We start from the raw sequence: 24,915 nt of genomic DNA on the forward strand, positions 1-24,915 counted from the left end.
AACGTCACATCTTTCGCAAATAATTCAATTGAAACGCAGCTACCATCATAATTGAAAATACACCAAGTCCTGTAACGAGAATTGAGAACATCGCGGTGCTCGTGAACAGCGAAACAAGGAGTGTTGAAATAACAACAGCAACCGATTGCAAAGACTCCCTAATTGAAAACAGGCTTATCGATTCAGATTCGTCTCTCGCCAAATCCTGCAGCGATGTTATGAGAAGCACATCTTGAATGGCGTTTCCGGCACCGACGATAAAAAGGAAAATAAACGATATCCCAGACGCATAACGATAGCCAAACGCCAGATACGCACCGAGCGCAAGATACGTCACAAAACAATATGATTTAACGCAATCGGAACCACTAATTAAACGACCATATATTGTATTTCCGAACAACAGTCCGATTGTAAGACTACTCTGAAGGAATCCATATTGTATCGATGACGAGTCAAATTGCAATTGCGCTATAGCTGGCAAAAGAGAATTCAGAGAGCCGAATGCCACGCCACTAGAAATATCGATTAATAGGAAACCAATTGCCAAGTGCTTCGCGCTAAGATCACTAAATGCAGTCCTGTTTTTTCATTTTTGCTTATCCCCTCTTTATCATTAACCTCGATAACCGACGGAACATCTCGCAGCAACCAGAACGACGCGGCAAAAGAAAGCGCGTCTAATGCAAGAACAGCCTCCGCCCCAAATTGAGCGACAACAAAACCGCCGGCAACTGGCCCCAGAACCATCATCAAATTCTGCAGAAACCCAAACGAATTATTAATTACGTCGCGATTGATACTATTCGTATTGGCTCTTAACAACGAGTAAAAGCAGGGCATTTCAACCGTTCGGCAAAGCGATACCGCGCACGTAATAGCAAACATACTCCATTTACTATCAACAAAAATATAGCAAACGAATAATCCCGCGCGAATTAAGTCTGCCAATCTCATGGCCTGCAGTGTCCCGATACCCATCTTCTGAGGCAGCTGCGCGAGCGAAACTGAAAACAGAGAGGGGGCAAATCTGCAGCAGACCATCAAAGCAGTTGCAGAAACATCGTGAGTTACCTCGTAAATCAGCATTGGCAAAGCAATATTCGCACACCAATTGCCTATTTCGCTTATCCCTCTAGCAATATATAGGACCCGAACCGGATGGCTAGCTCTCAATACCGTGAACATCACGATTAACCTCGTATTTCAGGCCTCGTTCATCCCTTAATAGGAATCCATAATCAACCAAGTACCGCCTCAACACGGCATAATCAGGATAGAGCTGTGACAGCACACGATTAACCTGAAGCTCCGTATAACTTGTATTTAATTCAAAGAAAGAGACGGCCCATAGCAGCATGATTCTTTTATAGCTTTCCTTTTTTGGAATTGAAACCAGCTCGCCATTCTTGAGAAATCGTTTTTTAAAGTCTATTAGCTCATCCATTCACATCCTCCATTTCATACGCATCTAATACTAAAAATGCATACGCTTTAGGTCATCGCATTCGGCTTCTTTATTCGAACTAAACTCGAACTAATCTAAATGATTTGCTCAAACACTCTTCGAAAGCTCGTTTTTCACTCTGAGTAAAATGCCCTTCCCAGTCAGTCCACGAACAGGAAGGCAACTCACAGCGAGCGGAGTCGAAGCCCTCTGCCGTCGGTCGTTCAAAATGCACGACAACCTTTTCGATATCCTCATCTGCAATCAGGTCAGAATGAACGACCTCGGTACCGTCTTCGAATGTCATATACGGGTACATCACGTAAACCACCTCGCAATCGTAAATCCAGTTTAGCATCAAGCTATTGCACCAAAGACAGCAAGCCCCCCCTTGATGAGTTGATGGTATCTGTTAAATGTCACGTACGATTCACATCTGGTGGGTACCCTGATGGCTACACGAAACGAAGCAGATTTACACCGGGAGGACCCCGTATGACAACCAAGTACACCGACGCGCCGCGCACGCGCGTCATGACGCCGGCATCGCTCAACAACGGCGTGCACGAGAACCATTCCATCGGACAGACCATGGCCATCGCGCCCAAAAAGGGCCTGTTTGACGACATTTCCATTCCCCAAATCATCGCCGGCGCCGCAGCTGCCGCCACGAGCGTCGCGCTTGCCTCCAAGATCGGTATCGCCGGATCGGTGATCGGTGCCGCCGTGAGCTCGGTCATCACCGTTGTGTCCTCGCAGGTCTACCGCCACTTTATCTCTGCCAGCGCCGAAGCCCTCAAAGGTACGCACGCCACCGTCGACTACCCCGCCGGCGCCTATGAACCCGTTGAATTAAATGCCGAGGAGCACTTAGGCGGCGCCGCGACTACCCAGGAGATGCGCCAGATTGCAGGGCGCGCGACCACGGCGCGCGTCGCCCCCGACAGCCTGCGCGCCAAGGCGGCGGCAGAGCGCAGCCAGACGCAAAAGAAGGTCATCATCTTCTCGATCGCCATCGCCATCGTCGCGGTTATCGCCTGCACCGCTGCCATCCTTATCACCACCGCCGGTGAGGGTCTGGGCGAGCGTCCCGAGCCGATTCTGTCGTCACGCACGACCGAGCACGACGCGGACAGCACTGGTCAATCGCAAAGCCAGCAGGACGACTCGCAGGGCACCTCCGCATCCACCGACTCGTCCTCGAACACCCCCGATCAGTCGCAGGGCGCCGATTCTTCTGTGAACAACAACGGTACGCAATCCGGCACAACCGACTCAAGCCAAACGACTGACGGCTCTCAACCGAGCACGGGCGACCAGACGAGCGACACCACGTCGGGAACGGGCTCAGCAGACAGCAGCAACACCAGCAACTCGAACAGCTCGAGTGGAACCGCGTCCGGCACGGCATCTGACAGCTCGAGCCAAGGCACGGCATCGGGCAACTAAGCACGTTTGCCCCTCATAGATAATCGACCTGTATAACGGGCGCGAACCGGCAACGGTCGCGCCCGTTTGCCTTGGGCGCCGAGGTAGCAAGCCCCGCGCGATGGTAAGATGCTTTGGTGTGTAAAGAGGAGATTTGCCATGAGCAAGACAATAGTTAAGCCCACGCTATCGCTGGGCAACCACATCTATCTGTATCGTCTGCTGCGTGATGCGATTGGGTGCGGCAAGCAAACGTTTATGACGCAGGTCGAGGAGGCGCTCGCTGCTGGTGACATGGCCGCTTATGACCTGGGCTTCGAGTCCACGCGCGAGCTGCTCGAGGAGCTCGACGACTGCATAAGGCTGACCGTCTTTAAGGGCGGTCGCCTGTATGCCACGCTCATCGCCAACGAGGCCTGGGATGCCGCCCTTGCCAAGGGCGAGGACAAGCCCAAGGCTGCCAAGGGTGCCAAGCAGTCCTACAAAAAGAAAAAGCGCGGCGAGAAGGACCTCAAGGCCGTGCGCCCCAAGCACGTTAAGCGCGCCGAGCCCGAGCCCGTGGCCGAAGTCGCTCCGGAGCCCGAGCCCGAGGCAGAGATCGAAGTCGCTATTGAGGTAACGGCAGAAGCCGACACCGAAATCACCGCCACGACCGATCCCGAAGTCATATCCGAGCAGGAAGCCACTGCGGAGCTCAACGAAGCTCCCAAGTCGACAACCGAAGAAGCCGCTGACCAGCCCGAAACGCCTGCGTTCCAAAACAGCGATGTCTTTGGCGACGAGACCGAGGACGATCAGCCCGACGAGCCCGACGATCAAGGCGCTACCGAGTCGGCGCCGGAGCCCGAGACGCCGCAGCCCGCCATCTCGCTCACGGTCGTCTATGACCCCGAGAACGCAAACGCCGGCATCACCACCATGGCATCCACGCCCATCGAGGCAAAGTCGAGCGTCGAGAACGAGAACGCGACGCAGGTTGAGGTTGAAACCGCAGTTGCAGACGCGCCCGTCACCGTGAAGCCCGCAGATTCCACAACCAAGCCGAAGACGACGCCGGAGCCCGCAGATTCCACGATCAAGCCGGAAGCGACGCCGGAGCCCGCACCCGTCATCGAATCCGTGCCCGCCGCTGTTTGCGAACAAATTCCCGCACCGGCACCGTCTCCGGCCCCCGCTGCAGCACCGGCCCCCGCACCCGCAGCACCGACCATCCCCAAGGACTTCCCCATCGATTTCGCAACCGAGGTCTTCTGCCCCGGCCCGCTTCTGCACGAGCTATCGACCTATCTCCCCTACGGCGCCGACACGCTCGGTATCGTCGGCGAGTACTACTGGATCGCCCGCGAGCGCGGTACCATCGAGGCCGCGCGAAACCGCGCAAGCTTCCCCCTGCACTACACGCAGGCCGGCGAGCGCCACGAAGTCACCGTGCGCATCCGCCGCAACACCACCGGCGGCCTCGGAGCCACCTGGGTCATCGACAAGGTCGAAGCCCCGGTCGAGTAAAAAAGGCCTTTTAGTTGTCATCGGTGCATATAGACACCAGAGAAGCAAGCTCATCCTCAAGTTGCGGAGCAAAGTATCTAAAAGAAACCTGCGCTCCAGTCGGTATCGACTCAATCATATTCGCAGCATTATCTGAGACTCGGTACGGTGCAGTTTCACCTGTCTTTAAATCCTCTATTGAGCAGACAGCGTCTTCAGCATCAACCGACCTAAGCACGCCTTTTCCTTGTAACATCACATCGGCATGCCCGCCAGCTATTTCTAATGAACCTGAGTCTGTCGCAGTCACTTCTCCGGAACCTCCGCGCGATATCTCTTCCTTTGTTGAACAGCCCACCAATGAAGCCATCAGCACCAAAGACAGGGCTAGACGAATCGCCCTACTTCGAAAAAGTCGTTCCATAAGTCCACGCATAATAGCTCTGATCATACTTCAGGAAGGATAAAGATGAATTCCAGCCGTCCGCTATGCCAATCATCTGCCTTGTCTCTCCAGTTTTCTTACCAGTAAGTGTGGCGTAAGCCTCCGCTGTTACAGAATGGGCTGATCCGTTGTACAAACTCGCATGTAAAACATTCGGTCTATTAGAGTTAATCTCATTTTGAATGCTCGCGATAGCCGGAGAGGAGACAGTGCGGGCGATAAGAGTACTTCCTCTGCTTGCGCAGTAATTTGTAAACCCCGTTGCACAGGTTGATATCGGCGTTCCACCCAAAACAACGCCGGGAACAGTCTGTTCTTCATCGGAAAGAGCATGGGTATTGGTGTAACTCCATATCTGCATATATTGCGAAGGGTCGCTATATAAATTGGCAATGCCATACAGTTCCGCAACGTTCGAAAAAGCTGTCACCATACAAGCATAGTGGGCGGTAAGCCTCTTAATCTCGCTTTCATCATATGACATAAACTGAGAAATGGAACGAAATCCAGATACTGTGTAATCCTGCATTTGAGTTGCGTAAATTACAACATCGTTCCAGCTTGAAGGTTTATTCGATAAAACGACAGGCCGTCCTTCTATGGAAACAGCCGGGATTGTTCTTCCGCAATTTGTTGTTATTGAACCGTCCAAAGATTGCACGCCGAATTCGAATGGATTGATCATTACGACTGGGTTATTGAAAGAATAAGACTCGACACCAAGATCTCCTCCCCGATCCATAGGGCTGACTAAGCCGTCTCCAAAACGATATCCCGTAAGTATTTCATCATCTGAAGCATCTAAAACCAAATAGCCCGCGGCTCTATTGGATGTCACAACCGGAACAATGTAACCAAGCGGGGACCCATCAACATCTACAAAAGGAATAGGGTCAGAAGGCGTATACGAATAGCCGAGGAGTCCCTTTATATATTTATCGGCAAGCTCTTGCGCAATTTCAGAAGTAAATTGTATCTGCTCACCATCAATATTGCCCGTCGAAGCAAAAACCTCTTTCGGACGTGCGGCTAAGGCGACAATTGAAGACGCGACAAGTTGCAGAAAACGACGACGCGAAAGCATATGTTCTTCTTTCTAGAGAAGCGACTTATAAGGTACTCCTATTCTATAATCTTTTTTGTAACGTTACAGCACTGGTTATATTTCAATTCGATTTGCTTATGTCCTTGCAACCCAATGCGTCTTTACGTTTTAAACGGAATTAGAAAATCGCTCATAGCAAAAACGGGCTTTAATCCCAAAGAGATAACTTTGATTATGAATCAAACCAGCAGCCAGGGCATAGCTGCAGTGCAATTGCTACAAGAAAGGCCGCCCTTGGTGGCGGCCTTTCTACTTGCTACTAGTCGCGCGTCAGCTTACGGTGAATACGATGCGGCTGGGCCGCGTCCTCGCCCAGGCGCTCGATGCGGTTGGCCTGATAGGCCTCGAAATTACCCTCGAACCAATACCAGTTGCCCGGATTCTCGTCGGTGCCCTCCCACGCCAGAATGTGCGTGGCGACGCGGTCCAGGAACATACGGTCGTGGCTAATGACCACCGAGCAGCCCGGGAACTCGAGCAGCGCCGCCTCGAGCGAGGACAGCGTCTCGACGTCGAGGTCGTTCGTGGGCTCGTCGAGGAGCAGCAGGTTGCCGCCCTGCTTGAGCGTGAGTGCCAGGTTCAGACGGTTGCGCTCGCCACCGGAGAGTACGCCAGCGCGCTTCTGCTGGTCCTGGCCCTTAAAGCCAAAGCTCGCCACATAGGCGCGGCTCGGGACCTCGGTCTCGCCGACCATCATGTGGTCCAGGCCGTCCGAGACGACCTCCCACAGGTTCTTGTCGGGGTCGATGCCGGAGCGGTTCTGATCAACGTAGCTAATCTTGACGGTCTCGCCCACCTCGAGCTCGCCCGAAGTCAGCGGCTCCAGACCCACAATCGTCTTGAACAGCGTGGTCTTACCGACACCGTTGGGGCCGATCACGCCCACGATGCCGTTGCGCGGCAGGGTGAACGAAAGGTCATCGATGAGCACGCGACCGTCGAACTCCTTGTGCAGGTGATGGGCCTCGAGCACCTTGTTGCCCAGACGCGGGCCCACAGGGATGCGGATATCGGTCCAGTCGAGCTTCTGGCTTGCGCGGGCCTCGGCCTCCATCTCCTCGTAGCGAGCCAGACGAGCCTTGTTCTTGGCCTGGCGAGCCTTGGGTGAACTGCGTACCCACTCGAGCTCGGCCTCCATGCGCTTGGCGAGCTTGGCGTCACGGTTGCCCTGCGCCTCGATACGCGCGGCCTTGGTCTCCAGATACGTGGAGTAGTTGCCCTTGTAGGGATAAAGGTGACCGCGGTCGACCTCGCAGATCCACTCGGCAACGTTATCCAGGAAGTAGCGATCGTGTGTGACGGCAAGCACCGCGCCCTGATAGTTATGCAGGAAGTGCTCGAGCCACAGGATCGACTCGGCGTCCAGGTGGTTCGTGGGCTCGTCGAGCAGCAGCAGGTCGGGAGCCTCGAGCAGCAGCTTGCACAGGGCAACACGACGGCGCTCGCCGCCGGAAAGCACGTTGACCGGCATGTCGGAATCGGGCAGCTGCAGGGCGTCCATGGCCTGGCCGAGCTTGGAATCGATATCCCAGCCGTCGGCGGCATCGATCTCGTCCTGGAGCTTGCCCATCTCGGCCATGAGGGCGTCCATGTCGCAGTCCGGGTCGCACATCTCCTCGCCGATCTTGTTGAAGCGATCGACCTTGGCGATCATGTCGCCAAACGCCATGCGCACGTTCTCGATGACGGTCTTGTCATCGTCGAGCGGCGGCTCCTGCTGCAGGATGCCCACGGTGTAGCCGGGGGTGAGCCTGGCATCGCCGTTGGAGACCTCCTCGATACCGGCCATGATCTTGAGCAGGGTCGACTTGCCCATACCGTTGGGGCCCACGACGCCGATCTTGGCACCGGGGTAGAAGCTCAGGGTCACGTCGTCAAGGATTACCTTGTCGCCATGGGCCTTGCGAGCCTGATGCATCTGGTAGATAAACTCCGCCATATGTCTGTTCTATCCTTTCTACCTGCTGTTTCCCTATTCTTGATTCGCTTTAGTGGAAACGAAATGAGGAAACCAGCTCTGAAACTTAACGAAAAAGGGGCATGGTTGCCCACGCCCCTAATACTACCTGGGAAAAGTCCCCCGGAACATACTATGAACTGCGTACGCTAGTTTTCCGCAACCTTAACGAGCGGCTCGCTGCGATTTGCGCCACAACAGATACGAGTAGACGTAGACGGCTCCAACCGAACCAAACGCCAGAACCGCAATCACCGCGGCGACGACTTCACTCGAAAGCACGCTGCCTGCCACGCCCATCACAATCAGGCCAATACCCAGCACCATAAAGCAGGCGCCGCCAAAACGCTGCGTACGGCGCCAGTTCTCGGGATCGGCAAGCGCCCAAGGTGTCTTGATACCGAGCGTATAGTTCTGCTTCACACGCGGCAAGTAGTTGCCTACGCCGATGAACAGCAAACCGATAGCACCGGAAATCAGCACGTTGACCGAACCGACCGCCGGCACCACGCCCCAGACCGTAAGCTCTCCCAGCCAGCTTACGGCACACATGAACAAGGTAAAGGCGATTACGAAGCCCTGATAGAACTTGCCCGAGGTTCGATATGCCTCACCTTTGGGATCGATGTGCGGCACCACGCGGAACATTGCAAGAAGTGCCAGAGGCAGCACGCCGAGCGCGGAGGCCATCCAGCTAGGGCCCCAACCGTCGACGGCGCCGTTCGCTCCCCAGTGCGTGGGAATCTGCGCAGGCAAGCTCGGCATCACTATGAGGTGCACTACGACATTGGCGACGCACAGAGCGATCAGCGCAATCCACACACGCCGCGATACCCCCGTGGCGTGAATGCCCTTGTTTTCGTTATTCATCCTTATCACCTTCCGTGTTTGTAAAGCCCATAAACCAACCGATCAAGTCCTGCATGACGGTGGTGTTTAAGCTGTATACGATGTTTTGGCCATGGCGCTCGTCGGTCACCAACCCGGCGTTTTTGAGCGTCGCCAAGTGATGGCTCAATGACGGCTTGCTGATGTCAAAATGCTCGGCAAGCTCCCCGGCCGTGCAATTGCCCTCGCGCAGCAGTTCCAAAATGTGACGCCGTGTAGGATCGGCCAGCGCCTTAAAACCCTCTCCCGGCATAAGACCTCCTCTCATCATCTCTCATGACGCGCACACTATACTCGATATTTAGATGTTTGTCTAATTATCTAATCGCAATGCTTCAAACCACATCAAAGTAAACGCCATCGCAACCTATGGCGATTACCTATAATGACGATAGCTAAAACACGATTCGCTTCCCCATCGGAGGATGTCTATGACCGAAACCGCTGCCGCTCTCGTCGAGACACGCGACACCAAGCTCGAGATCATCATGGGCCGCGAGGCACTCGATAAGCTCGCCGATGCTACGGTGCTGATGCTCGGCTGCGGAGGTGTGGGGTCCAATTGCTGCGAGGCGCTCGCCCGCGGCGGCATTGGTCATTTCGTCATTCTGGACAAGGACATCGTCGCGCCCAGCAATATCAATCGCCAGGCTATCGCCTTTCACAGCACCATCGGCAAGCGCAAGGTCGATGTTATGGAAGCCATGATCCACGACATTAATCCCGCCGCCACCGTTATCAAACGCACCGAATACCTGCTGAGCGACAACATCGACGAGTTCTTCGCGAGCGTTTTGGAGCAGACGGACGGCAAGCTCGACTACGTCGTCGACGCCATCGACACCATCTCGGCCAAGCTCACCATTGCCAAATATGCTCAGGACCACGACATTCGTTTGGTTAGCTCCATGGGCGGGGCCAACAAGCTCCATCCCGAGTGCCTCCGCTTTGCCGACATCTTCGATACGGTACGTGACCCCATGAGCCGCATTATGCGCAAAGAATGCAAGAAGCGCGGCATCAAGAGCCTGCACGTACTGTTTAGCTGCGAGGAATCGGTTAAGACACAGCCCCGCGACCCTTCCAACATCCACGAGCGCACCGAGCTGGGAACCGCCAGCTTTATGCCGCCCATCATGGGCCAGATGATCGCCGGCGAGGTTATCCGTCAGATCAGCGGGCGCGGCACCGAGCGCGTACGCGCCGACGGCCAACGCCTGGACTAGCAGGATGTCCTGCGATGGAACCGCAATTCTTTGACACGCATTGTCATCTTGATTTGATGCTCGGCCCCGATGCTGCAGCCAGTGAGTCGGCGGCGTTGGGTCTGGGGCTCTTTGACTGCGGGGTCGACCCACGCGACTTTTCGGCCGCAAACGAGCGCGCCCGTCGCCTACCAGGCATCATCGCTGGCGTTGGGCTCCACCCCTGGTGGCTCGCCGACGGCCGCTGCGGTCCTGCCGAAGTCGATCTGCTTTGCGAAGTTGCTGCCCAAGAGTGCTACATCGGCGAGGTGGGACTCGACTTTTCCGCACGCTTTGCCGGAAGTGAGCCGCTACAAATACAGGCATTTGACCGGCTCTGCGATACGCTCGTGCAGCATCCTCTTACCGGGCGCGTGATATCAATTCACGCCGTTCGTTCGGCAGGAGCCGTACTGGACGTCCTCGAATCGCATGGACTACTCATCCCAAACCCCGACTCCCCCGCTATCATCTTCCACTGGTTTAGCGGCACTTCGAACGAACTCGCCCGCGCGCGAAACGCAAACTGCTATTTTTCCGTGAACGAGCGTATGCTCGCCACCAAGCGCGGTCGCGAATATGCCCGGCAGATTCCACTCGACCGTCTACTGCTCGAGACCGATGCGCCAGCCGAACCAAACACAGAAACAAGCGCGCAGTCGCTCATCAGATCGCTCGCAAGGACCTCGATGCGCATCGTCTCACTCAAAAACTGTGACGCAAAGCGCATCGAGTCGGCAGTTTTAGCAAATGCGCACTCTGTTTTTGACCTTCGCTAACCCCTGTGGGCAAAAATGCCAAGGGGCATGCAAATCGCACAACGCAGTCCCTATTTTGGAAGACAGTACAATTCGGCAGCATTACACCAATTCGTGCATGAGATCACGGTTGCGTGAATACAATTCGTCAAAGATATGACGACGCGACGCATATAACTCGTGGGCAGTCATATCAGGCACGATTGTTTGCGCAACGCCAAGGACTTGGGCGAGCTCATCCCATGATGCATAGGCGCCACCTGCGAGAGCTGCCATGATGGCATCACCGAAGCATGCGCCCACCGTAACCTTGGCAACCGAGACCTCGCGCCCACATACGTCGGCGATAGCCTGCATCCAAACTGGATTCTTGGTTCCACCTCCGACAAGCATAATGCGCCCAATTGGCAGTCCATGTTCTCGCTCGATAATGTCGACATGGGATGCAACGGTATACGCGACGCCTTCCAAGGCGGCACGAACCATATGGGCTCGCGTATGCCTTCCGGTCAGGCCAAAGAAGACGCCACGCGCCTCGGGATCGTTGAGCGGAGTGCGCTCCCCCGCAAAGTACGGCAGACACAGGAGCCCATCGGCACCCGGCGCCACACCGGCGGCATCATGCGCCATAACCGAATATGCATCGGGGCCACCGTGGCCCTCGGCCTCCACGGCGTCGCGATACAGCTCTTGGCGCAGCCACGATGTGAGCGCACCCGCCGTATTGGTCCCCGCGCAGATCCCGTAAGTTCCGGGAATGATAAACGTCCCTGGCCACAGGCGGGCATCATCGACCATATGATCAGCTAGATAGATGAAATACGCCGTACTCCCCAACTGAACCATCATATCGCCGGGACGAAATACACCCGTCGAAATGGCCTCGGCACCAGAGTCGCCCGTTCCCACTAAGACAGGTGTCCCTGCCGCGAGCCCCGTCGCCTCAGCCGCACGCTGAGTAATCACCCCGGCAATATCGGTAGCCGACATTACCTCCGCCATCTGGTCAGGCCGGCAGAAACGAGCACATTCCCGAGCATCAACCTTCCAAGTGAAGCGGTCGTATAGGGGAAGAAAATCCTCCGCCAAATAACGGTCCACCGTAAAACGCCCCGTCAACTTCGCGCACAGAAACGATGACGCCGTCAGGAACTTCGCGGCACGTTCGTGCACCTCGGGCATATTCTCCTTAAACCACAAGATCTTGGGAGCAATATCTGACGAACAGGGATCATGCCCGAAAAGCTCGCGTGCGCGATCTGACCCATATTCGGAAAGAAGCTCGTCGATCTGCGGCTTCGAACGTGCATCGACTCCGTACAAAATCGCGGGCGCTAGCGCGTTGCACTCGGTGTCGACCGGTACGCAGTCGCAACCCAATGCGGAAAGGCCCACGCATCCGATCTGTGCCGCGTTAACCCCCGATCGCACCACCAGCTCGCGCGACAAGCGGCAAAAATCGCCCCACCAAACTGCCTCCGCATCATGCTGGTACCATCCATCACGCGGGTTCTCCGTCTCGTGTCCACAAGAGGCCTGGCAAATGATGTTGCATCGATCATCGATTAAAACGCCTTTAGAGGCGCTTGTCCCAATATCAATACCCAGATAGAGCGCCATAGGTGCCTACTCCCCTCGCGCCGTACGAGCGGCAGCCATAAAACGAGCTACCCGCTCAACATCAACCGGGGCATCCAGCTTTCCGTCGCGCTTTAAGCAGGTGCCGACAAACGCGCCATCGTAGTGAGCAAATACGTCAGCCACGGTATTTTCGCGACAACCGGTGCCACATACCACGGGTACTTCGCCAACACGCTCGCGGACTTCATCGGCAAGCTCGCCCGAAGCGCCACGACCGGCAGCCGAACCGCCGATGACCATCGCATCCGGAAGGCAATTAAAGAGAAGTGAATCGGCAATGTCCGCAGTCGTGCGGTCGTTGAGATAAACCTCCCCCTCGCTCGTGATGAAGTGAAAAAGCTTGAGATCGTCCAGGCGCAGCGCCGCCTTGCGACGCATGGTGTGAGCGAAATCTCGGTTAATCAGCCCAAGATCACCGGCCCAGGCACCGCAAAAATTGCAGCGCGTGAACTGCGCGTCGACGGCAGCGCACAGCTCGATTGTGGCATCACCATCGTAAATAGCCTCAGCTCCCCAAGGAGTCGACAGATCATGGGACAGAGCCCCGATTACATAGCCCATCGATGCAAGAGTTGAGGGAGAAACGTGCTGCTCATAGGGCATCGAGAGCTCATTGGTAATCAAAATGCCATCGACACCGCCCTGCTGCAACGCCTCGAGATCGCGCTTGGCGGCTTCCACGACCTGCGACACGCTTCCGCCCGGGTAATACAGTGGATCGCCCGGCAGAGGACGCAGGTGCAGCATTCCGATAACCGGCTTTTCGGTCTTGAACATCGAGGTTAGAAACGACATAACATGCTCCTTCATAGGGTTATTGCAGGAACGTTATTCCCCCAGCACCTCGACGTACACTTTTCGCTTCTGAGGACCGTCAAACTCCGCAAGATAGATGTTCTGGGCACCTCCGCACACGATGTGGCCATCTTGGACGGGAAAGAAGCAACTGTTTCCACAAATCATGCTCTTGATATGCCCACAGGAGTTGTTGCCGGTGGCTCCATAGCTCGGCAGGAAGTGTGCATGCGCATAGGGGGCGTCGAGTGGGGCGATGCGATCAAGCGTCTCCATAAGATCCGTCTCCACGCAGGGCAGCCCCTCGTTTACCACGATTCCACAGGTCGTATGCGACAAAATAATCGCTGCCAAGCCATTGGTCACCGAGCTGCGTTCGATGGCAGCGTGCACGTCTTCGGTAATATCGATGAACTGGTCCGGAGCAGTCGATAGATAGCTCAATGTCTCGAGCGTCACCATGTTTACTCATCCCCTTCAAGAAAACGCAGGGCATTACCCCAGTAGAGCCTTTCTCGCGCATCGTCGCGCATGGGCACGGTATCGAGCGCCCGCTTGAGTTTGAATGCACGGAAGCGCGGCGTATTGCTGGCGAACATCACTTGATGCGATAGCGCGCGCTCATACCACAGCGGCCCCATATCGACCGTGAAAAGACGCTGCATCATCTCCTCGGGCGAATCGATGTAAGTGATAGAGGTGTCCGTGTAGCAGTTGGGATACTTGAGCAGCATCGCCACGGTCTCGCGCACCCAGGGCCAGCCAAAGTGGGTCAAACTAAAGCGCACATTTGGATGCGTTGCGATTGTGTGCTCAAATGCAAGCGGGTTACTGCGCGAGAGCTCTGCGCCAGGCTCCCAAGACATACCGGCATGGAAAACCACCGGCTTGTTATAGCGCTCGCACAGCTCGTAAAGCGGCTCGGCCACAGCATCATCGGGGGCAAAACCCTGCTTTGCCGGATGCAGACAAAGCCCCTTTGCCCCCAACTCGGTAAAGGCGCGCTCCAATTCGTCTGCGGCACCGCTCACCTGCGGATCTACGCTCGCAAATCCCCACAGACGATCGGGGTGCGCGGCAACCAGCATGGCAATCTGGTCATTGGTGCCAAAATGCCCTCCGCATGCCGTGGTTACATCGAGCGGCATGAGCACACTCTTCTGCACGTCGCAGACGTCCATCTCGACTTGAAGCTCATCCCAATCCATGGGGCCCATATGCCCCATACCATATTCTCGTGACCAAAAACCGAATCCATCAGGCTCATCACCCGGCGTACAGATCTCGCCGTAGAGCATAGGATGGACCAACATGTCGATAACCATTTCGTACTCCTTTCCAGGCATTTAACCCTAGTACGGCTCAAACGAACCAATCACTCGGGACGACAGCTCAGCGCCCGCCTTCATACACGCCGGAATATCAAGGCCATCGATCACGCCCTTGGTAAACCCGGCAATATACGAGTCGCCGGCACCCACGGTATTAACGACCTTCTCCGCCGGTACGATCCCGCACTCATAGAAGCGCTCACCGTCATAGGCAATGCTTCCCTTCTCGCCAAGCGTGGCAACCGCAACGCGCGGTCCCAATTCCTGCACGTGGCGTACCCAGTCTCGCAGCTCCGGAGTGTCCTCTTCAAACGACATGAACGCATAGTCTACGTAAGGAAAATGAGCCTCGCATGCATATTCGGGATCCTGGCTGAACACCGAGAAGTCCATAACCACCGTCTTGCCCGCATCATGCCATTCGGGCAGGAGGTCCAAACAATTGCCAAACAGGTCGGTGTGAATGATGTCGTGCTCTAGGATAAACGCCCGGTCGTCTTCATTCGGACGATATGTCTCCATTACGCCATCGATTGCCTCGAGATGCACGCGATCGACGCCGTCTTTCAATGCCATGAGCATCACCGAGGTGTCGCCATCCTCCACCCGCAGATGAGAGATATCAAACCCCTCAGCGGCCAGCGCCTCTCTCATCTTGTCTCCGTACTCGTCCTTGCCGACAACCGACACGGCGGATACCGAAACGCCCATTCGTGCAAGATGGATACCCCAGTCAATGCCGTTACCAGTCGGATAGAACACGCCGATGTTTTGATAGACGTCCGCGCAGCAAAAACCAGCCGCACACGCTTTAATACCCATGGTCTTCTCCAATGCTCAAAAGGGGACCCACCACATGGCGAGCCCCCTTTTCGCGTTTCGCTTATTGTTTTGCATCGGCTGTCCAAGGCCTCATAGCCAGACCGCCGTACGCTTTCTTAAGCTATTCGACGATTGGCGCCCCGTGGCCCCAAGAACCTTCCATACCGCACACGGTCGAGGCAAACCCGGCAGCAAAGTCGAGCGCGCGCTCGATGGCCTCGGCGCCATCCTCACCACGCTTGGCGGAATCGAGATAGCACATCAAAAACGAGGTGAGGAACGAGTCGCCCGCCCCCATGGTGTCCTTCATGTCCGTTACCGGTTTAGCCAGCTGGCGGTAATAACGCTCGCCGTCGTAAGCAATGCAGCCCTCGGCGCCCGCCGTAGCCGACACAAAACGCGGACCCAGGCCCTTCACCCATGCCAGACGCTCGCGAATCTCGTCCTCACTCGCGGCATCCGCCGCACTAAAGAAAGCAAAATCGACGTAGGGCGCAATCTGCTCGTAGTACTCGTCGGTGGAGTCGTCCGAAAAGTCAAAAGAGACCGTGACGCCCGCAGCCTTCAACTTGGGCAGCTCGCGCTCGGTAAAGCAATAGTTGCCCGAATGAACCACATCGAACTGCTTCATGTACGCAAGGTCAAAGCGATCGAGGACATAGCGCGCATCGCCACGGATACCGCCCTCGTTGGAGCCGAGGAAGACACGGTCACCGTCGACGACGGTCACGCGAGCCGCTCCGTTCTCGCCAATCATCTGCTCGCACTTGTCAAGCTCGATACCCTCATCCTCGAGGCTTGCAATGACATGCTCGGCAGCGGCATCATTGCCAAAAATGCCCATGTATGCGGAGCGTGCGGCACCGCATTTCTTGGCATAAACGGCGAAGTTCACCGCATTGCCGCCGGGATACATGGTGTGGATATGCTCGTAGCGATCGACGACGTTGTCGCCAAATCCGAGCGCGTTAACGTTAAATGCCATGGCCTTTGCTCCTTCTAGTACTCGACAACACCCATATAGCGACGGAAATCGGGATCGTGATCAAACACCTTGCCGCGTGCGGCACGCAGCTCGCAGTTCATGGCGTAGAACAGCACCGGGTCCAGATAGGCACGGACGCTCGCCGGCACGGCTTCCATACCGTACTCCTTGGCATCGAGCACCATCAGCGTATCGGTATGCGTCTTAAGGAACGCCAGGGCGCGCTCGTCCATAGCACGGCACTCGCTGGAGCCCATCTGCAGGAAGTAAAAAACGCCATCCTGAGTAGCCTCGAAGGGGCCATGGAAGTACTCGGCAGAGTGGATGTAGCTGCAGTGCTGCCACTGCATCTCCATAAGAGAGCAGATAGCGAAACCGTAGGTCTGGCTAAAGTTGGGACCGCTGCCCAGAATATAGAAGAACTCGTGCTCCTGGCAAAGCTTGGCAAAGCGATCGCCCAGCTCGGCATTTACCTTCTCGCGTGCCGGGGGAAGAATCTTATCCATCTCGGCGATACCGGCATACATATCGGCAAGATCGGCGTAACCCTCCTGCTGATCGAGCAGCTCTGCCGCAAGCGACAGCGAAATGCCAGCGGGGACCTCGGCCTGCGGCACGCCCTCGCCCCACGGGTAGACCCACGTGGTCCATTTACCGGTGTCGATCTTAGATCCAGCGTTGTCGGTCTGGGCGATCACCGTAGCGCCGGCAGCAAGGGCAATCTCGCAGCCCTCGACGACCTCAGGGGTGTTGCCACTGTGGCTACAAGCGATGACCAGGGACTTCTCGCCCAGACGACGCGGACGCATGATATCGAACTCGCGAGCCGTATAGATATACGAAGTGAAGGTGGTTGCCTCGCGCTGCAGAAGCTCATGGGCCGGGATCAAATCGATCATGGAGCCACCGCAAGCAATCCAGTAGACGCTGTCGAACTTGCCCTTCTCGGCAATTGCCTCTTTGATCAGATCGTGTGCGTTCATATCCAGTTCCTTTCTTGTTTGGCCGCAATCAATGACGTTGGCTGCGTGGCCGATAGTTGTTTTAGTTAATCAGATATTTCTCGAATGCGGCCATGTTCTTGGCATCTGCCGCCGCCGGATCATCGTAGTAACGACCGTCCGTGATTTCCTGGCCCAGCATGCCGTCGAAACCATGGGCGTTGAGCGTGGCGACGAAGGCGTCCATATCGTGCTTGCCATCGCCCCACACCAGATGGCCATACGGGTCACCGTCGATAAAGTGCATCTCGTGAATTGCCCCATCACCAAAGGCGGCAAACCAGTCCTCGAGCGTCTCGCCTGCAACGCCCATCGCGGTTGTATCAACCATGGGCTGTAAGTACGGGCTCGCGACCTCGTCAATCATGCGCTTCGCATCGGAAACCGTCGTCACAAGGTTGCTCTCCTCGGGACGCAGGCTTTCCATCGTAAGCACCAGACCGTGCTCGCCGGCATACTCCGCCAGAATGGACAAGTGCTCGCGGCTGCGCTTCCAGGCTTCCTCGCGGTCCTCGTCCCAGTCGCCCCAACCCGAGTTGACGGACATACGGTCGCACCCAAGTACCTCGGCAAGCTCAATGCCGTGCTTAAAGTACGCCAGGCTGCGCTGTTCATGCAGCGGTTTGCGTGCGCAGTACTGCCAAGGATAGACAACATTCTCGGGGCACAGAGTACGATACCTAAGCCCACGGTCTGCAGCCTTTTTCGCCAGGACCTCAGCCTCAAAGTAGCCCGTGTGGTCGAGCGTCACATGCGGCTCCGCACACCACAGCTCAATGGACTCAAAGCCCAAGCGCTGCTGCACATCAAGGAAGTAATCGAGCGACCACATGATGTAGTGAATATTCATGCCCGCAATCTGCTCGCGGCGCAGCGTCGGTTTGGATTCAGGCATCTTATGCCTCCTTATTTCGATCGAACACGATTTGTCCGTCCGACATCGTCATGTCAACCGCAAGATCACGTGCGTCGCGATAATCGAGGTCGAACACATCCCGATCGAGCACGCAGATATCGGCAAGCTTGCCAACCTCAAGCGTACCCAGCTCGTCTTCGCGCATCAGGTCGTACGCGCCCCCGGCAGTCCAAGCGCACAAGAGCTCGACAAGCGTCAGCGTGTTGACCTCATTCACGGGCAGTCCGTCGTCGAAGTATCCGCCGCACGCACTGTAGATTGACTCGCCCAAGCTCGGAATCAACAGCGGCAAATCCGTGCCACAGCACACTGTGCATCCGGAATCTTCCATGCCGCGGCGATTCCAGCTGTGCAAAAGTCGCGTCTCGCCAATTTGTCGACGCATCATCGACAGACAATCCTCGCGCCGGTCCAGCGTCAGAATCTGCGGATAGACCTCGCAAATTCCACCTAACTTGCCAAACTTGACAAGATCGGTCGGGTCAGAGTTCTCGAGATCGGTAATCGCATGGCGACGAAGCATCCGTCCATGCTCGTCTCGAGGCAGCGAGGCATAGAGCGCCACGGTGCGACGAACGGCGCCATCGCCCTGGCAATGCAAGGAATATCGGAAGCCGTCAGCATCAATTGCACGCAGCTCGTTCTCAATCAGATCCCACTCTGGCTCCTCGACGACCGTCTTGCCGGCAGCGCCCGCATCGGCCGAGTCCTCATAGGGGTCTATCATCTCGGCAAGCCCCGCCCATACGCCGCGATCGGTCATACGGTTGAAGCCAGAAAAACGAACGAACGGTCCCCGGAAGCGCTCTCGCGCCTCGCGGGCATATGCCAGATTTGCACCGGCGCCCACCGGCTGCGACATCATAGAGACGCGAACCGTCAGCTCACCAGATTCCTCACGGCGAGCCATTTCGTCGGCAAAGCCGTAGTAGTCATCAAACGCCATTTCCTTGATGGCGGTAACGCCGCGCTCGTTAAGCATGCTCATGTAGTCCGAATACCCGGCACGCACCTCGGGCAGCGCGAGGAAATCGCTCATCATGCGCCAGATCTTCTCGGCATAGCACGCCTGGGGTGTAAAGCCGTATCGCGCACTGGCGGCAGCATTGAGAACGCAGGTCTCCGCACCCGATGTAAAGCAGACGACGGGGATATCGCCAAAACAATCGTCAAACACAGCTGCCGTATTTGCGTTCTCGGCATCCGATGCCAACGTTTCGGGTAGGTTGTGGCCAAAAGCCGCCGCGCAATCCGGATGATCTTCTTTCCATGTACGCAAGAGCGACACGGCCTCTTTGGCATCAGCGATGCCGGACAGATCAGACCCCAACGTCCGCAGCGCCCAGCCTGTATAGAAGGTATGTACATCGATCAGGCCAGGCATGACGGTGCGGTCGCCCAGGTCAACTACCTCGTCCGCCTGGGTCAAATACGAAGCTACCTCACACTTGGTGCCAACAGCCTCAATTCGATTGCCACGGACCGCTACGAAACCTTCAAACGGCAGGTCCCCCGTACCGGTAAAGACGCTCTTAGACGTCAGGGCCGTCAAACGATCAGACATCACAACCACCTACACCGGAAGCATGCCAGAGATTGCCGTTACAATCACGCCAAAGACGACCATGAAAATGAAGAACTTCCAAATGGTCTTCCACCATTGGCCAAACGAAATCCTAGCCACGGCAAGACCGGCGACCGTCATGCCCGCCACGGGGCTGATGGTGTTGATGGTCTGGTTGGCAAACTGGAGCGCGGTGACGGCTGCCTCGGGATTGAGGCCCATGAGCTCGGTCAGGGGGCCCATAACGGGCATGGTGAGCGCCGCCAGGCCAGAACTCGAGGGAACCAGCAAAGAGAGCAGGCCAAGGACGATATACATAAACGTGGTGTAGACGGCGGCGGGTGCACCGGCGAGCGCGGTAGCGAGCGCCTGGAGGATGGTGTCGATGATCATGCCGCCCTCGGCGATGACCAGAATACCGCGAGCGATACCGATAACGATGGCAGCGTACGCAAAGTCGGCGAGACCCTTAACGAACTCCTCTGCGATTGTCTGCTGGTCAAGACCGCCCAGGATACCGGCAAGCAAGCCCATGCCAAGGAACACGGCGGAAATCTCATTCATGTACCAGCCCTGGGTAACAAGACCCCAGACGATAATGCCCATACCGCAAGCAAAATCGATGAGCACGAGCTTCTGACGGATAGTGAACTCTTCCTCGATGGAGGCATCGGTCACGGAAAACTCAATACGCTTGAGCTTATCGTCCTCGTACACAATGGACGACTCGGGGTTTTTCTTGACGCGCATGGCGTAGCGCATGGCCCATGCGATACCGACGGCAGTGAAGATAACCCAAGAAACGGCGCGCAGCCACAGTTGCGGATTACCCTCGATGCCAATGATGCCTTGGGCGATCAAAACATTAAACGGGTCGATGGTCGAAGCACAATATCCCAGGTTAGGACCAAGGAAGCAGATGATGAATGCCGTCATCGAGTCATAACCGATACCCATCATGATGGGAATGAAGATGGCATAGAACGGCAGGGCTTCCTCAGACATACCAAACGTAGTGCCGCAAATGGACAGCAATGTCATCGTGATGGGAATGATGAGGATGTCCTTGTTCTTGAGCTTTTTAATCACACGGCTCATGCCGGCATTCAAAGCGTTGGTCTTGGTGATGATCGCGAACGATCCGCCAATCAATAAGACGAACGCAACGACGTCGGCAGCCTCCTGGATGCCCTTGGTGGGCGCTTGCAGAACCGCGAAGATATCCTGGCCCAGATTGATGGTCTCGCCGGTCTCGGAATCGGTGTAGTTCTTATCGACCTGTTCATAGGTTCCAGCAACGGCGACTTCACGCTCGCCCGCCGCTGTCGAAATCGTCTTGCGCTGATACTGACCAGAGGGAACGATCCAAGTCAGGACCGCAAAGACAACGATCAGCAAGAACATGATCGTATAGACATGCGGTAATTTGAACTTAAAACGTCTGTTTGTCTTCTTCGCCTTCGTATCTGACATAGATACCTCCAAAGAACTCGAGACTGCATCGCATCTCGCTTCAACGTTTGCACAATGCAAACGTTCTATGACGTTCCATAGATTACCAGCAGCTTTTTCCTTCATCAAGATAATTTCAAACTGATTGCCGCAACGCGGTTGAACGGTTGCGTTTGCGCCGTGAACGGTATGGAAACGCCCGGCGAGATGATCCACCGGGCGTTTCCATTCGCAATGTCCTAGATGTCAAAAACGTAGCGAGACCCAACGATCCGCTGACGACCGATGATAAACGGCCGCCGCTGCTCATCGAAAAAGAAGGCTTCCATATAAAACAAGGGCTCGCCAACGGGAACTGCCAACAGTCGAGCGACCTCGGGCGACGCGCACGCGATCTCGAGCGTGCACGGGTCGGTAAACGCGGGCGTGCGGCCCGTCCGGTTGCGCACGAACTCAAAAATGGATTGGTTAGATAGAGGTGCCGTTGATAGATAGGCGTTGTCCTCGTAAACATATATGTTGTTCTCGAGCATGACAGGGACGCCATCGGCAGTGCGCACGCGCTCAACGCAAATCAAGTCAGTTCCAACGGGAACACCAAAGAACTGTGCTTCGGTGGAATCCGCCGGCAGTATCTTTCTCGAAATGACACACGCCCCCGGTTCCATTCCGTTAACGCGACATGCGTCCGAAAAACTCTGGACGTCATCCTTCTGGCGAATCTTGCGCTTAAGCTTGGGGGCATTGACAAACGTGCCTTTCCCCTGCCGCTTCGTTAGATAGCCCTGCTGGACGAGCTCCTCAATAGCGCGTCGCACGGTAACGCGGCCAACTTTATAGCTCTCAGCCAATTCGAATTCGTTGGGTATCCGCGCGCCCGCCTTGTAGGCGCCGGAGTTGATTTCGTTTTTGATGATATCAATAACCTGTTGGTACAGCGGTATCGCTGCTTTACCGTCAGTTGGCCCTTCAGTCGGTGGCATATACCCTCTCCCAGCACAATTAATTCTAAAACGGGCTTAAGGGCATTCAACAAGCCCTTAAGTCCGCATTAGCTTAAAGTATGCTAGGTGTCGCACCAAAATGTCGGCTATTTACTCATCAGACCCGAAAAACGCGCAACTACCGCGCTCCTAAGAAAGCGTGAGCAGCTCCGGCAGCTGGTCGATAATCTTGTCCGCGGCATCCTGGCTAAAGCCAAAGCGCTCCTCGCGCTTGGCAATGACTGTCAGGCCGGCTCGCTTGCCGGCAGTGATGCCAGGCACCGAATCCTCGACGCAGCAGCAGCGATTCGCGGGCAGCCCCAGCAGGTCCAGCGCATGCAGGTAGATGTCGGGCTCGGGCTTGCTCTCCTTAAACTGCTCGCCGCTCACCACATACTCAAAGGCATCCGACAGCCCGCATGCGTTGAGCACTTCCTCGATGCTAACCATGGGAGACGAGCTGGCAAGCGCCACGCGAACGCCACGGCGCGGCAGCTCTCGAATCGTATCCACGGCGCCTGGGTTAATCAAAGCCTGATAGTCGCGCGGACGCTTATGAGCCCATTCGTCCCAACGGGCCAACGCTTCATCGCCAGTGAAATGCCCCTTACCGGCGCGCTCAAACCAATCGACCAGCATATGCAGGAAGAACTGATGCGAGGTACCGACCTGCCCATTCAACTCCTCTTGAGTCAGATTAAGCCCAAGCTCCTTGGCAAACGCGGCAGTCTCGCCCAGGTAGTAATACTCGGTATCGACGATGACGCCATCCATGTCAAAGATAACGGCGTCGAACGGAAATGCGGACACGGCACTCTCCCTAACAAAAGGGCGCCCGCAAGCGGACGCCCGAACCATGCACTATCGGCGATTCTAACCCAGTAGCTGGTCAAGTGCCACCGCGATACCGTCTTCGTTGTTGTTGGCGGTCACCATCTGGGCCACGGCCTTGACTTCATCGACAGCGTTACCCATGGCGACGCCGGTACCAGCCCACTCGATCATGGACTTGTCGTTCTGGCCGTCGCCAAACGATACGACCTCGCTGGCATCGATGCCGAGCTTGGGCAGAGCACCCTCGAGCGCACGGGCTTTGTCGATACCGGGCGCCGTGTACTCAAAGTACCAGTCGGCCGTAAACATGCCCGAAAGCGTCTGCTTAAAGGGCGCGTACATTTCCTCGTAATGTGCCTGCAGGTAGGCCGGATCGCCCGCCGTCAGCAGCTTGTCCACGGGATAAGTGTCCACGACCTCATGCAAGCTCTCGACCTCGCGGATCTTAAGGTCGCAGGCATCGCGCTCGTATTTGACAATGTTTTTCTGCGAGCCATCCGGCAGCGTAATCATGCAGTGGTACGAGTCCTCGACATGCAAGTCGCGACCGAGCGAGATCATGGGGATCACATCATAGTTTTGCAGATGATCAATCAGACGGTGCAGCTCGTCAGCCGGCATGGCCTGGTCAAAAAGGACCTCATCGGTCTGAGCGTCGACCACATGCGCGCCATTGAAAGCGACTAGCAGACCGTCATGGTTTTGGAGGTCGAGCTCCTGTGCCAGAGCATGTAGCCCCCATGCGGGACGGCCCGAAGCCAAGATGAGCTTAATACCCGATTCCTGCGCCGCGAGCAGCTTCTCGCGCGTACGCGGGCTGATCACCTTCTGATCGTTGGTAAGCGTACCGTCGATATCCATTGCGATGGCTTTAATTGCCATATATGCCTCCCTGTCATTGAACAACCTTGTCTGAGCCATCATACAGAACACCCATCGCGACTCCGTTTACAACGGGCAAAAAGTCATATTGTCTCGAACATGAACGGCGTGTGGTCGTGAAGCTTTATCGCTCAGGTCAAATACGTCTGCTAGCGACGCTCATCCGTCGGTGCGCCCTCGACGATCGCGATGCCCGCCGATGCACCTAACGCGCTGGCGCCGGCCTCGATGAATGCGCAAGCCTCTTCGTAATTATGGATACCGCCCGCCGCCTTGATTGCCACGGCATCGCCGAGCACCTCGTGCATCAGCCGCACGTCCTCGAGCTTAGCACCGCCAAAGCTTCTGCCGGTCGATGTCTTAAGGAATCCCGGCTTGGCCTCCAGCGCGATCTCGCATACACGGCGCTTGGCGGCGTCGTCGCCGTCCAGCTTGCACATCTCGACGATTACCTTGTCAGTGATGCCATGCGCGCGACAAGAATCAGCAATGGTAGTCATCTCGCGCTCGATGGCATCAAAATCGCGGTTCTCGATCGACCCCTGATTCAAAACGTAGTCAATCTCGGTAAAGCCACACGCAGCGTATTCCTCAAACCTCGCAAGCTTCTCCTCAAGCGTCATAGTGCCCTGGGGAAAGTCGATAGCGCCGGCAAGGATGATGTCAGAGTCCTCGAGCATGGCGCGGCCCGTCTCGTACTCCTGCAGGTTCGCAAATACGCAGCGAAAGTTGTACTTTAACGCCTTCTCGACATACTGCTCAAACGTGTCCTCGGGGGCATCGATATAGTCGATGTATTTATTGATGGGTTTGGCAAGCGTCATGCTGGGCCTCCTTGTTCAGGGCTGGCAACCGATTCGTGGCTTCACGCGAAAAACCACGTTCAATGTACGCCCGGCATGCAAGGACAGCGTCCGCATTCCGACAAGTGGTATGAAATTAGCCGTAAACG

General features: G+C 56.1%; 26 protein-coding genes. 4 read left to right on the top strand and 22 right to left on the bottom strand.

Annotated features, from left to right (window positions below; translation table 11 throughout):
• Positions 1-4: 4 nt before the first annotated feature.
• Genes ABHT90_RS01740 through ABHT90_RS01750 form a run of 3 tightly spaced genes read right to left on the bottom strand, consistent with a single transcriptional unit; the run spans position 5 to position 1,447 of the window.
• Positions 5-550, bottom strand: a complete 546-nt coding sequence (locus ABHT90_RS01740; protein WP_346981390.1) for an MFS transporter — start codon at positions 548-550, stop codon at positions 5-7.
• Positions 529-1,188: an MFS transporter gene (locus tag ABHT90_RS01745; RefSeq protein WP_346981557.1), complete on the bottom strand. Its 660-nt coding sequence runs from the start codon at positions 1,186-1,188 to the stop codon at positions 529-531. The genes ABHT90_RS01740 and ABHT90_RS01745 overlap by 22 nt, the downstream gene beginning before the upstream one ends.
• Positions 1,166-1,447 carry a DUF2087 domain-containing protein gene (locus tag ABHT90_RS01750; protein ID WP_055251466.1) on the bottom strand — a complete coding sequence of 94 codons (282 nt, stop codon included), beginning with the start codon at positions 1,445-1,447 and terminating at the stop codon, positions 1,166-1,168. Before ABHT90_RS01750 ends, ABHT90_RS01745 begins: the two co-directional genes overlap by 23 nt.
• Before the next feature lie 495 nt (positions 1,448-1,942).
• Between ABHT90_RS01750 and ABHT90_RS01755 the strand changes: the two genes are divergently transcribed.
• Both ABHT90_RS01755 and ABHT90_RS01760 read left to right on the top strand, forming a co-directional pair.
• Positions 1,943-2,896, top strand: a complete 954-nt coding sequence (locus ABHT90_RS01755; protein WP_161144876.1) for a hypothetical protein — start codon at positions 1,943-1,945, stop codon at positions 2,894-2,896.
• A gap of 138 nt (positions 2,897-3,034) precedes the next feature.
• Positions 3,035-4,381, top strand: coding sequence for a hypothetical protein (locus ABHT90_RS01760; RefSeq protein ID WP_346981391.1), 1,347 nt, complete (start codon positions 3,035-3,037; stop codon positions 4,379-4,381).
• A gap of 10 nt (positions 4,382-4,391) precedes the next feature.
• On the opposite strand, the gene ABHT90_RS01765 is transcribed toward ABHT90_RS01760, so the two are convergent.
• The 5 genes from ABHT90_RS01765 to ABHT90_RS01785 form a co-directional block, all read right to left on the bottom strand.
• Positions 4,392-4,730 carry a hypothetical protein gene (locus ABHT90_RS01765; RefSeq protein WP_195245735.1) on the bottom strand — a complete coding sequence of 113 codons (339 nt, stop codon included), beginning with the start codon at positions 4,728-4,730 and terminating at the stop codon, positions 4,392-4,394.
• A 31-nt stretch (positions 4,731-4,761) separates the two neighbouring features.
• On the bottom strand, positions 4,762-5,889 hold the full coding sequence (locus ABHT90_RS01770) for a hypothetical protein (protein WP_161144873.1): 1,128 nt from the start codon (positions 5,887-5,889) through the stop codon (positions 4,762-4,764).
• A gap of 280 nt (positions 5,890-6,169) precedes the next feature.
• Positions 6,170-7,849 carry an energy-dependent translational throttle protein EttA gene (gene ettA / locus ABHT90_RS01775; RefSeq protein WP_346981392.1) on the bottom strand — a complete coding sequence of 560 codons (1,680 nt, stop codon included), beginning with the start codon at positions 7,847-7,849 and terminating at the stop codon, positions 6,170-6,172.
• Between the two features lie 183 nt (positions 7,850-8,032).
• Complete coding sequence (locus ABHT90_RS01780) at positions 8,033-8,737, bottom strand: SdpI family protein (protein ID WP_270226768.1); 705 nt, start codon at positions 8,735-8,737, stop codon at positions 8,033-8,035.
• Positions 8,730-9,008 (bottom strand): autorepressor SdpR family transcription factor, encoded by a 279-nt coding sequence (locus tag ABHT90_RS01785; protein WP_117794490.1) that lies wholly within the window; start codon positions 9,006-9,008, stop codon positions 8,730-8,732. Before ABHT90_RS01785 ends, ABHT90_RS01780 begins: the two co-directional genes overlap by 8 nt.
• Before the next feature lie 178 nt (positions 9,009-9,186).
• On the opposite strand from ABHT90_RS01785, the gene ABHT90_RS01790 reads away from it, so the two are divergent.
• Both ABHT90_RS01790 and ABHT90_RS01795 read left to right on the top strand, forming a co-directional pair.
• Positions 9,187-9,981, top strand: a complete 795-nt coding sequence (locus tag ABHT90_RS01790) for a tRNA threonylcarbamoyladenosine dehydratase (protein WP_117745882.1) — start codon at positions 9,187-9,189, stop codon at positions 9,979-9,981.
• A gap of 14 nt (positions 9,982-9,995) precedes the next feature.
• Positions 9,996-10,778: a TatD family hydrolase gene (locus ABHT90_RS01795; RefSeq protein ID WP_270226770.1), complete on the top strand. Its 783-nt coding sequence runs from the start codon at positions 9,996-9,998 to the stop codon at positions 10,776-10,778.
• Between the two features lie 81 nt (positions 10,779-10,859).
• Here ABHT90_RS01795 and ABHT90_RS01800 read toward each other — a convergent pair whose 3' ends face one another.
• From ABHT90_RS01800 to deoC, 14 genes are all read right to left on the bottom strand, one after another.
• The gene (locus ABHT90_RS01800; protein ID WP_346981393.1) at positions 10,860-12,377 is read right to left on the bottom strand and encodes an FGGY-family carbohydrate kinase; all 1,518 of its coding nucleotides are present in this window, start codon (positions 12,375-12,377) and stop codon (positions 10,860-10,862) included.
• 6 nt (positions 12,378-12,383) lie between these two features.
• Positions 12,384-13,193: a BtpA/SgcQ family protein gene (locus ABHT90_RS01805; RefSeq protein WP_117786628.1), complete on the bottom strand. Its 810-nt coding sequence runs from the start codon at positions 13,191-13,193 to the stop codon at positions 12,384-12,386.
• A gap of 33 nt (positions 13,194-13,226) precedes the next feature.
• The gene (locus ABHT90_RS01810) at positions 13,227-13,655 is read right to left on the bottom strand and encodes a secondary thiamine-phosphate synthase enzyme YjbQ (RefSeq protein ID WP_117735290.1); all 429 of its coding nucleotides are present in this window, start codon (positions 13,653-13,655) and stop codon (positions 13,227-13,229) included.
• 2 nt (positions 13,656-13,657) lie between these two features.
• A complete protein-coding gene (locus tag ABHT90_RS01815; RefSeq protein WP_229055555.1) occupies positions 13,658-14,518 on the bottom strand; it encodes an amidohydrolase family protein in 861 nt (286 codons plus the stop codon).
• Positions 14,519-14,545: 27 nt separating this feature from the next.
• The gene (frlD, locus tag ABHT90_RS01820; RefSeq protein WP_195239143.1) at positions 14,546-15,346 is read right to left on the bottom strand and encodes a fructoselysine 6-kinase; all 801 of its coding nucleotides are present in this window, start codon (positions 15,344-15,346) and stop codon (positions 14,546-14,548) included.
• A gap of 121 nt (positions 15,347-15,467) precedes the next feature.
• Positions 15,468-16,331 (bottom strand): PfkB family carbohydrate kinase, encoded by an 864-nt coding sequence (locus ABHT90_RS01825; protein WP_006234359.1) that lies wholly within the window; start codon positions 16,329-16,331, stop codon positions 15,468-15,470.
• A 14-nt stretch (positions 16,332-16,345) separates the two neighbouring features.
• Positions 16,346-17,314 (bottom strand): SIS domain-containing protein, encoded by a 969-nt coding sequence (locus ABHT90_RS01830; protein WP_117800382.1) that lies wholly within the window; start codon positions 17,312-17,314, stop codon positions 16,346-16,348.
• 61 nt (positions 17,315-17,375) lie between these two features.
• On the bottom strand, positions 17,376-18,227 hold the full coding sequence (locus ABHT90_RS01835) for a sugar phosphate isomerase/epimerase family protein (RefSeq protein ID WP_346981394.1): 852 nt from the start codon (positions 18,225-18,227) through the stop codon (positions 17,376-17,378).
• 1 nt (position 18,228) lies between these two features.
• Positions 18,229-19,812: an amidohydrolase gene (locus ABHT90_RS01840; RefSeq protein ID WP_346981395.1), complete on the bottom strand. Its 1,584-nt coding sequence runs from the start codon at positions 19,810-19,812 to the stop codon at positions 18,229-18,231.
• A 9-nt stretch (positions 19,813-19,821) separates the two neighbouring features.
• Positions 19,822-21,285 (bottom strand): YfcC family protein, encoded by a 1,464-nt coding sequence (locus ABHT90_RS01845; protein ID WP_195239145.1) that lies wholly within the window; start codon positions 21,283-21,285, stop codon positions 19,822-19,824.
• A gap of 218 nt (positions 21,286-21,503) precedes the next feature.
• On the bottom strand, positions 21,504-22,247 hold the full coding sequence (locus tag ABHT90_RS01850) for a GntR family transcriptional regulator (RefSeq protein WP_117629749.1): 744 nt from the start codon (positions 22,245-22,247) through the stop codon (positions 21,504-21,506).
• Between the two features lie 150 nt (positions 22,248-22,397).
• Positions 22,398-23,057, bottom strand: a complete 660-nt coding sequence (locus tag ABHT90_RS01855; protein WP_320677784.1) for an HAD family hydrolase — start codon at positions 23,055-23,057, stop codon at positions 22,398-22,400.
• A 63-nt stretch (positions 23,058-23,120) separates the two neighbouring features.
• The gene (locus tag ABHT90_RS01860) at positions 23,121-23,963 is read right to left on the bottom strand and encodes a Cof-type HAD-IIB family hydrolase (RefSeq protein WP_195624775.1); all 843 of its coding nucleotides are present in this window, start codon (positions 23,961-23,963) and stop codon (positions 23,121-23,123) included.
• 149 nt (positions 23,964-24,112) lie between these two features.
• Positions 24,113-24,787 (bottom strand): deoxyribose-phosphate aldolase, encoded by a 675-nt coding sequence (deoC, locus tag ABHT90_RS01865; RefSeq protein ID WP_346981396.1) that lies wholly within the window; start codon positions 24,785-24,787, stop codon positions 24,113-24,115.
• Between the last annotated feature and the right edge of the window lie 128 nt (positions 24,788-24,915).

The organism is Collinsella aerofaciens (assembly GCF_039758815.1).
Taxonomy (GTDB): domain Bacteria; phylum Actinomycetota; class Coriobacteriia; order Coriobacteriales; family Coriobacteriaceae; genus Collinsella; species Collinsella aerofaciens_BP.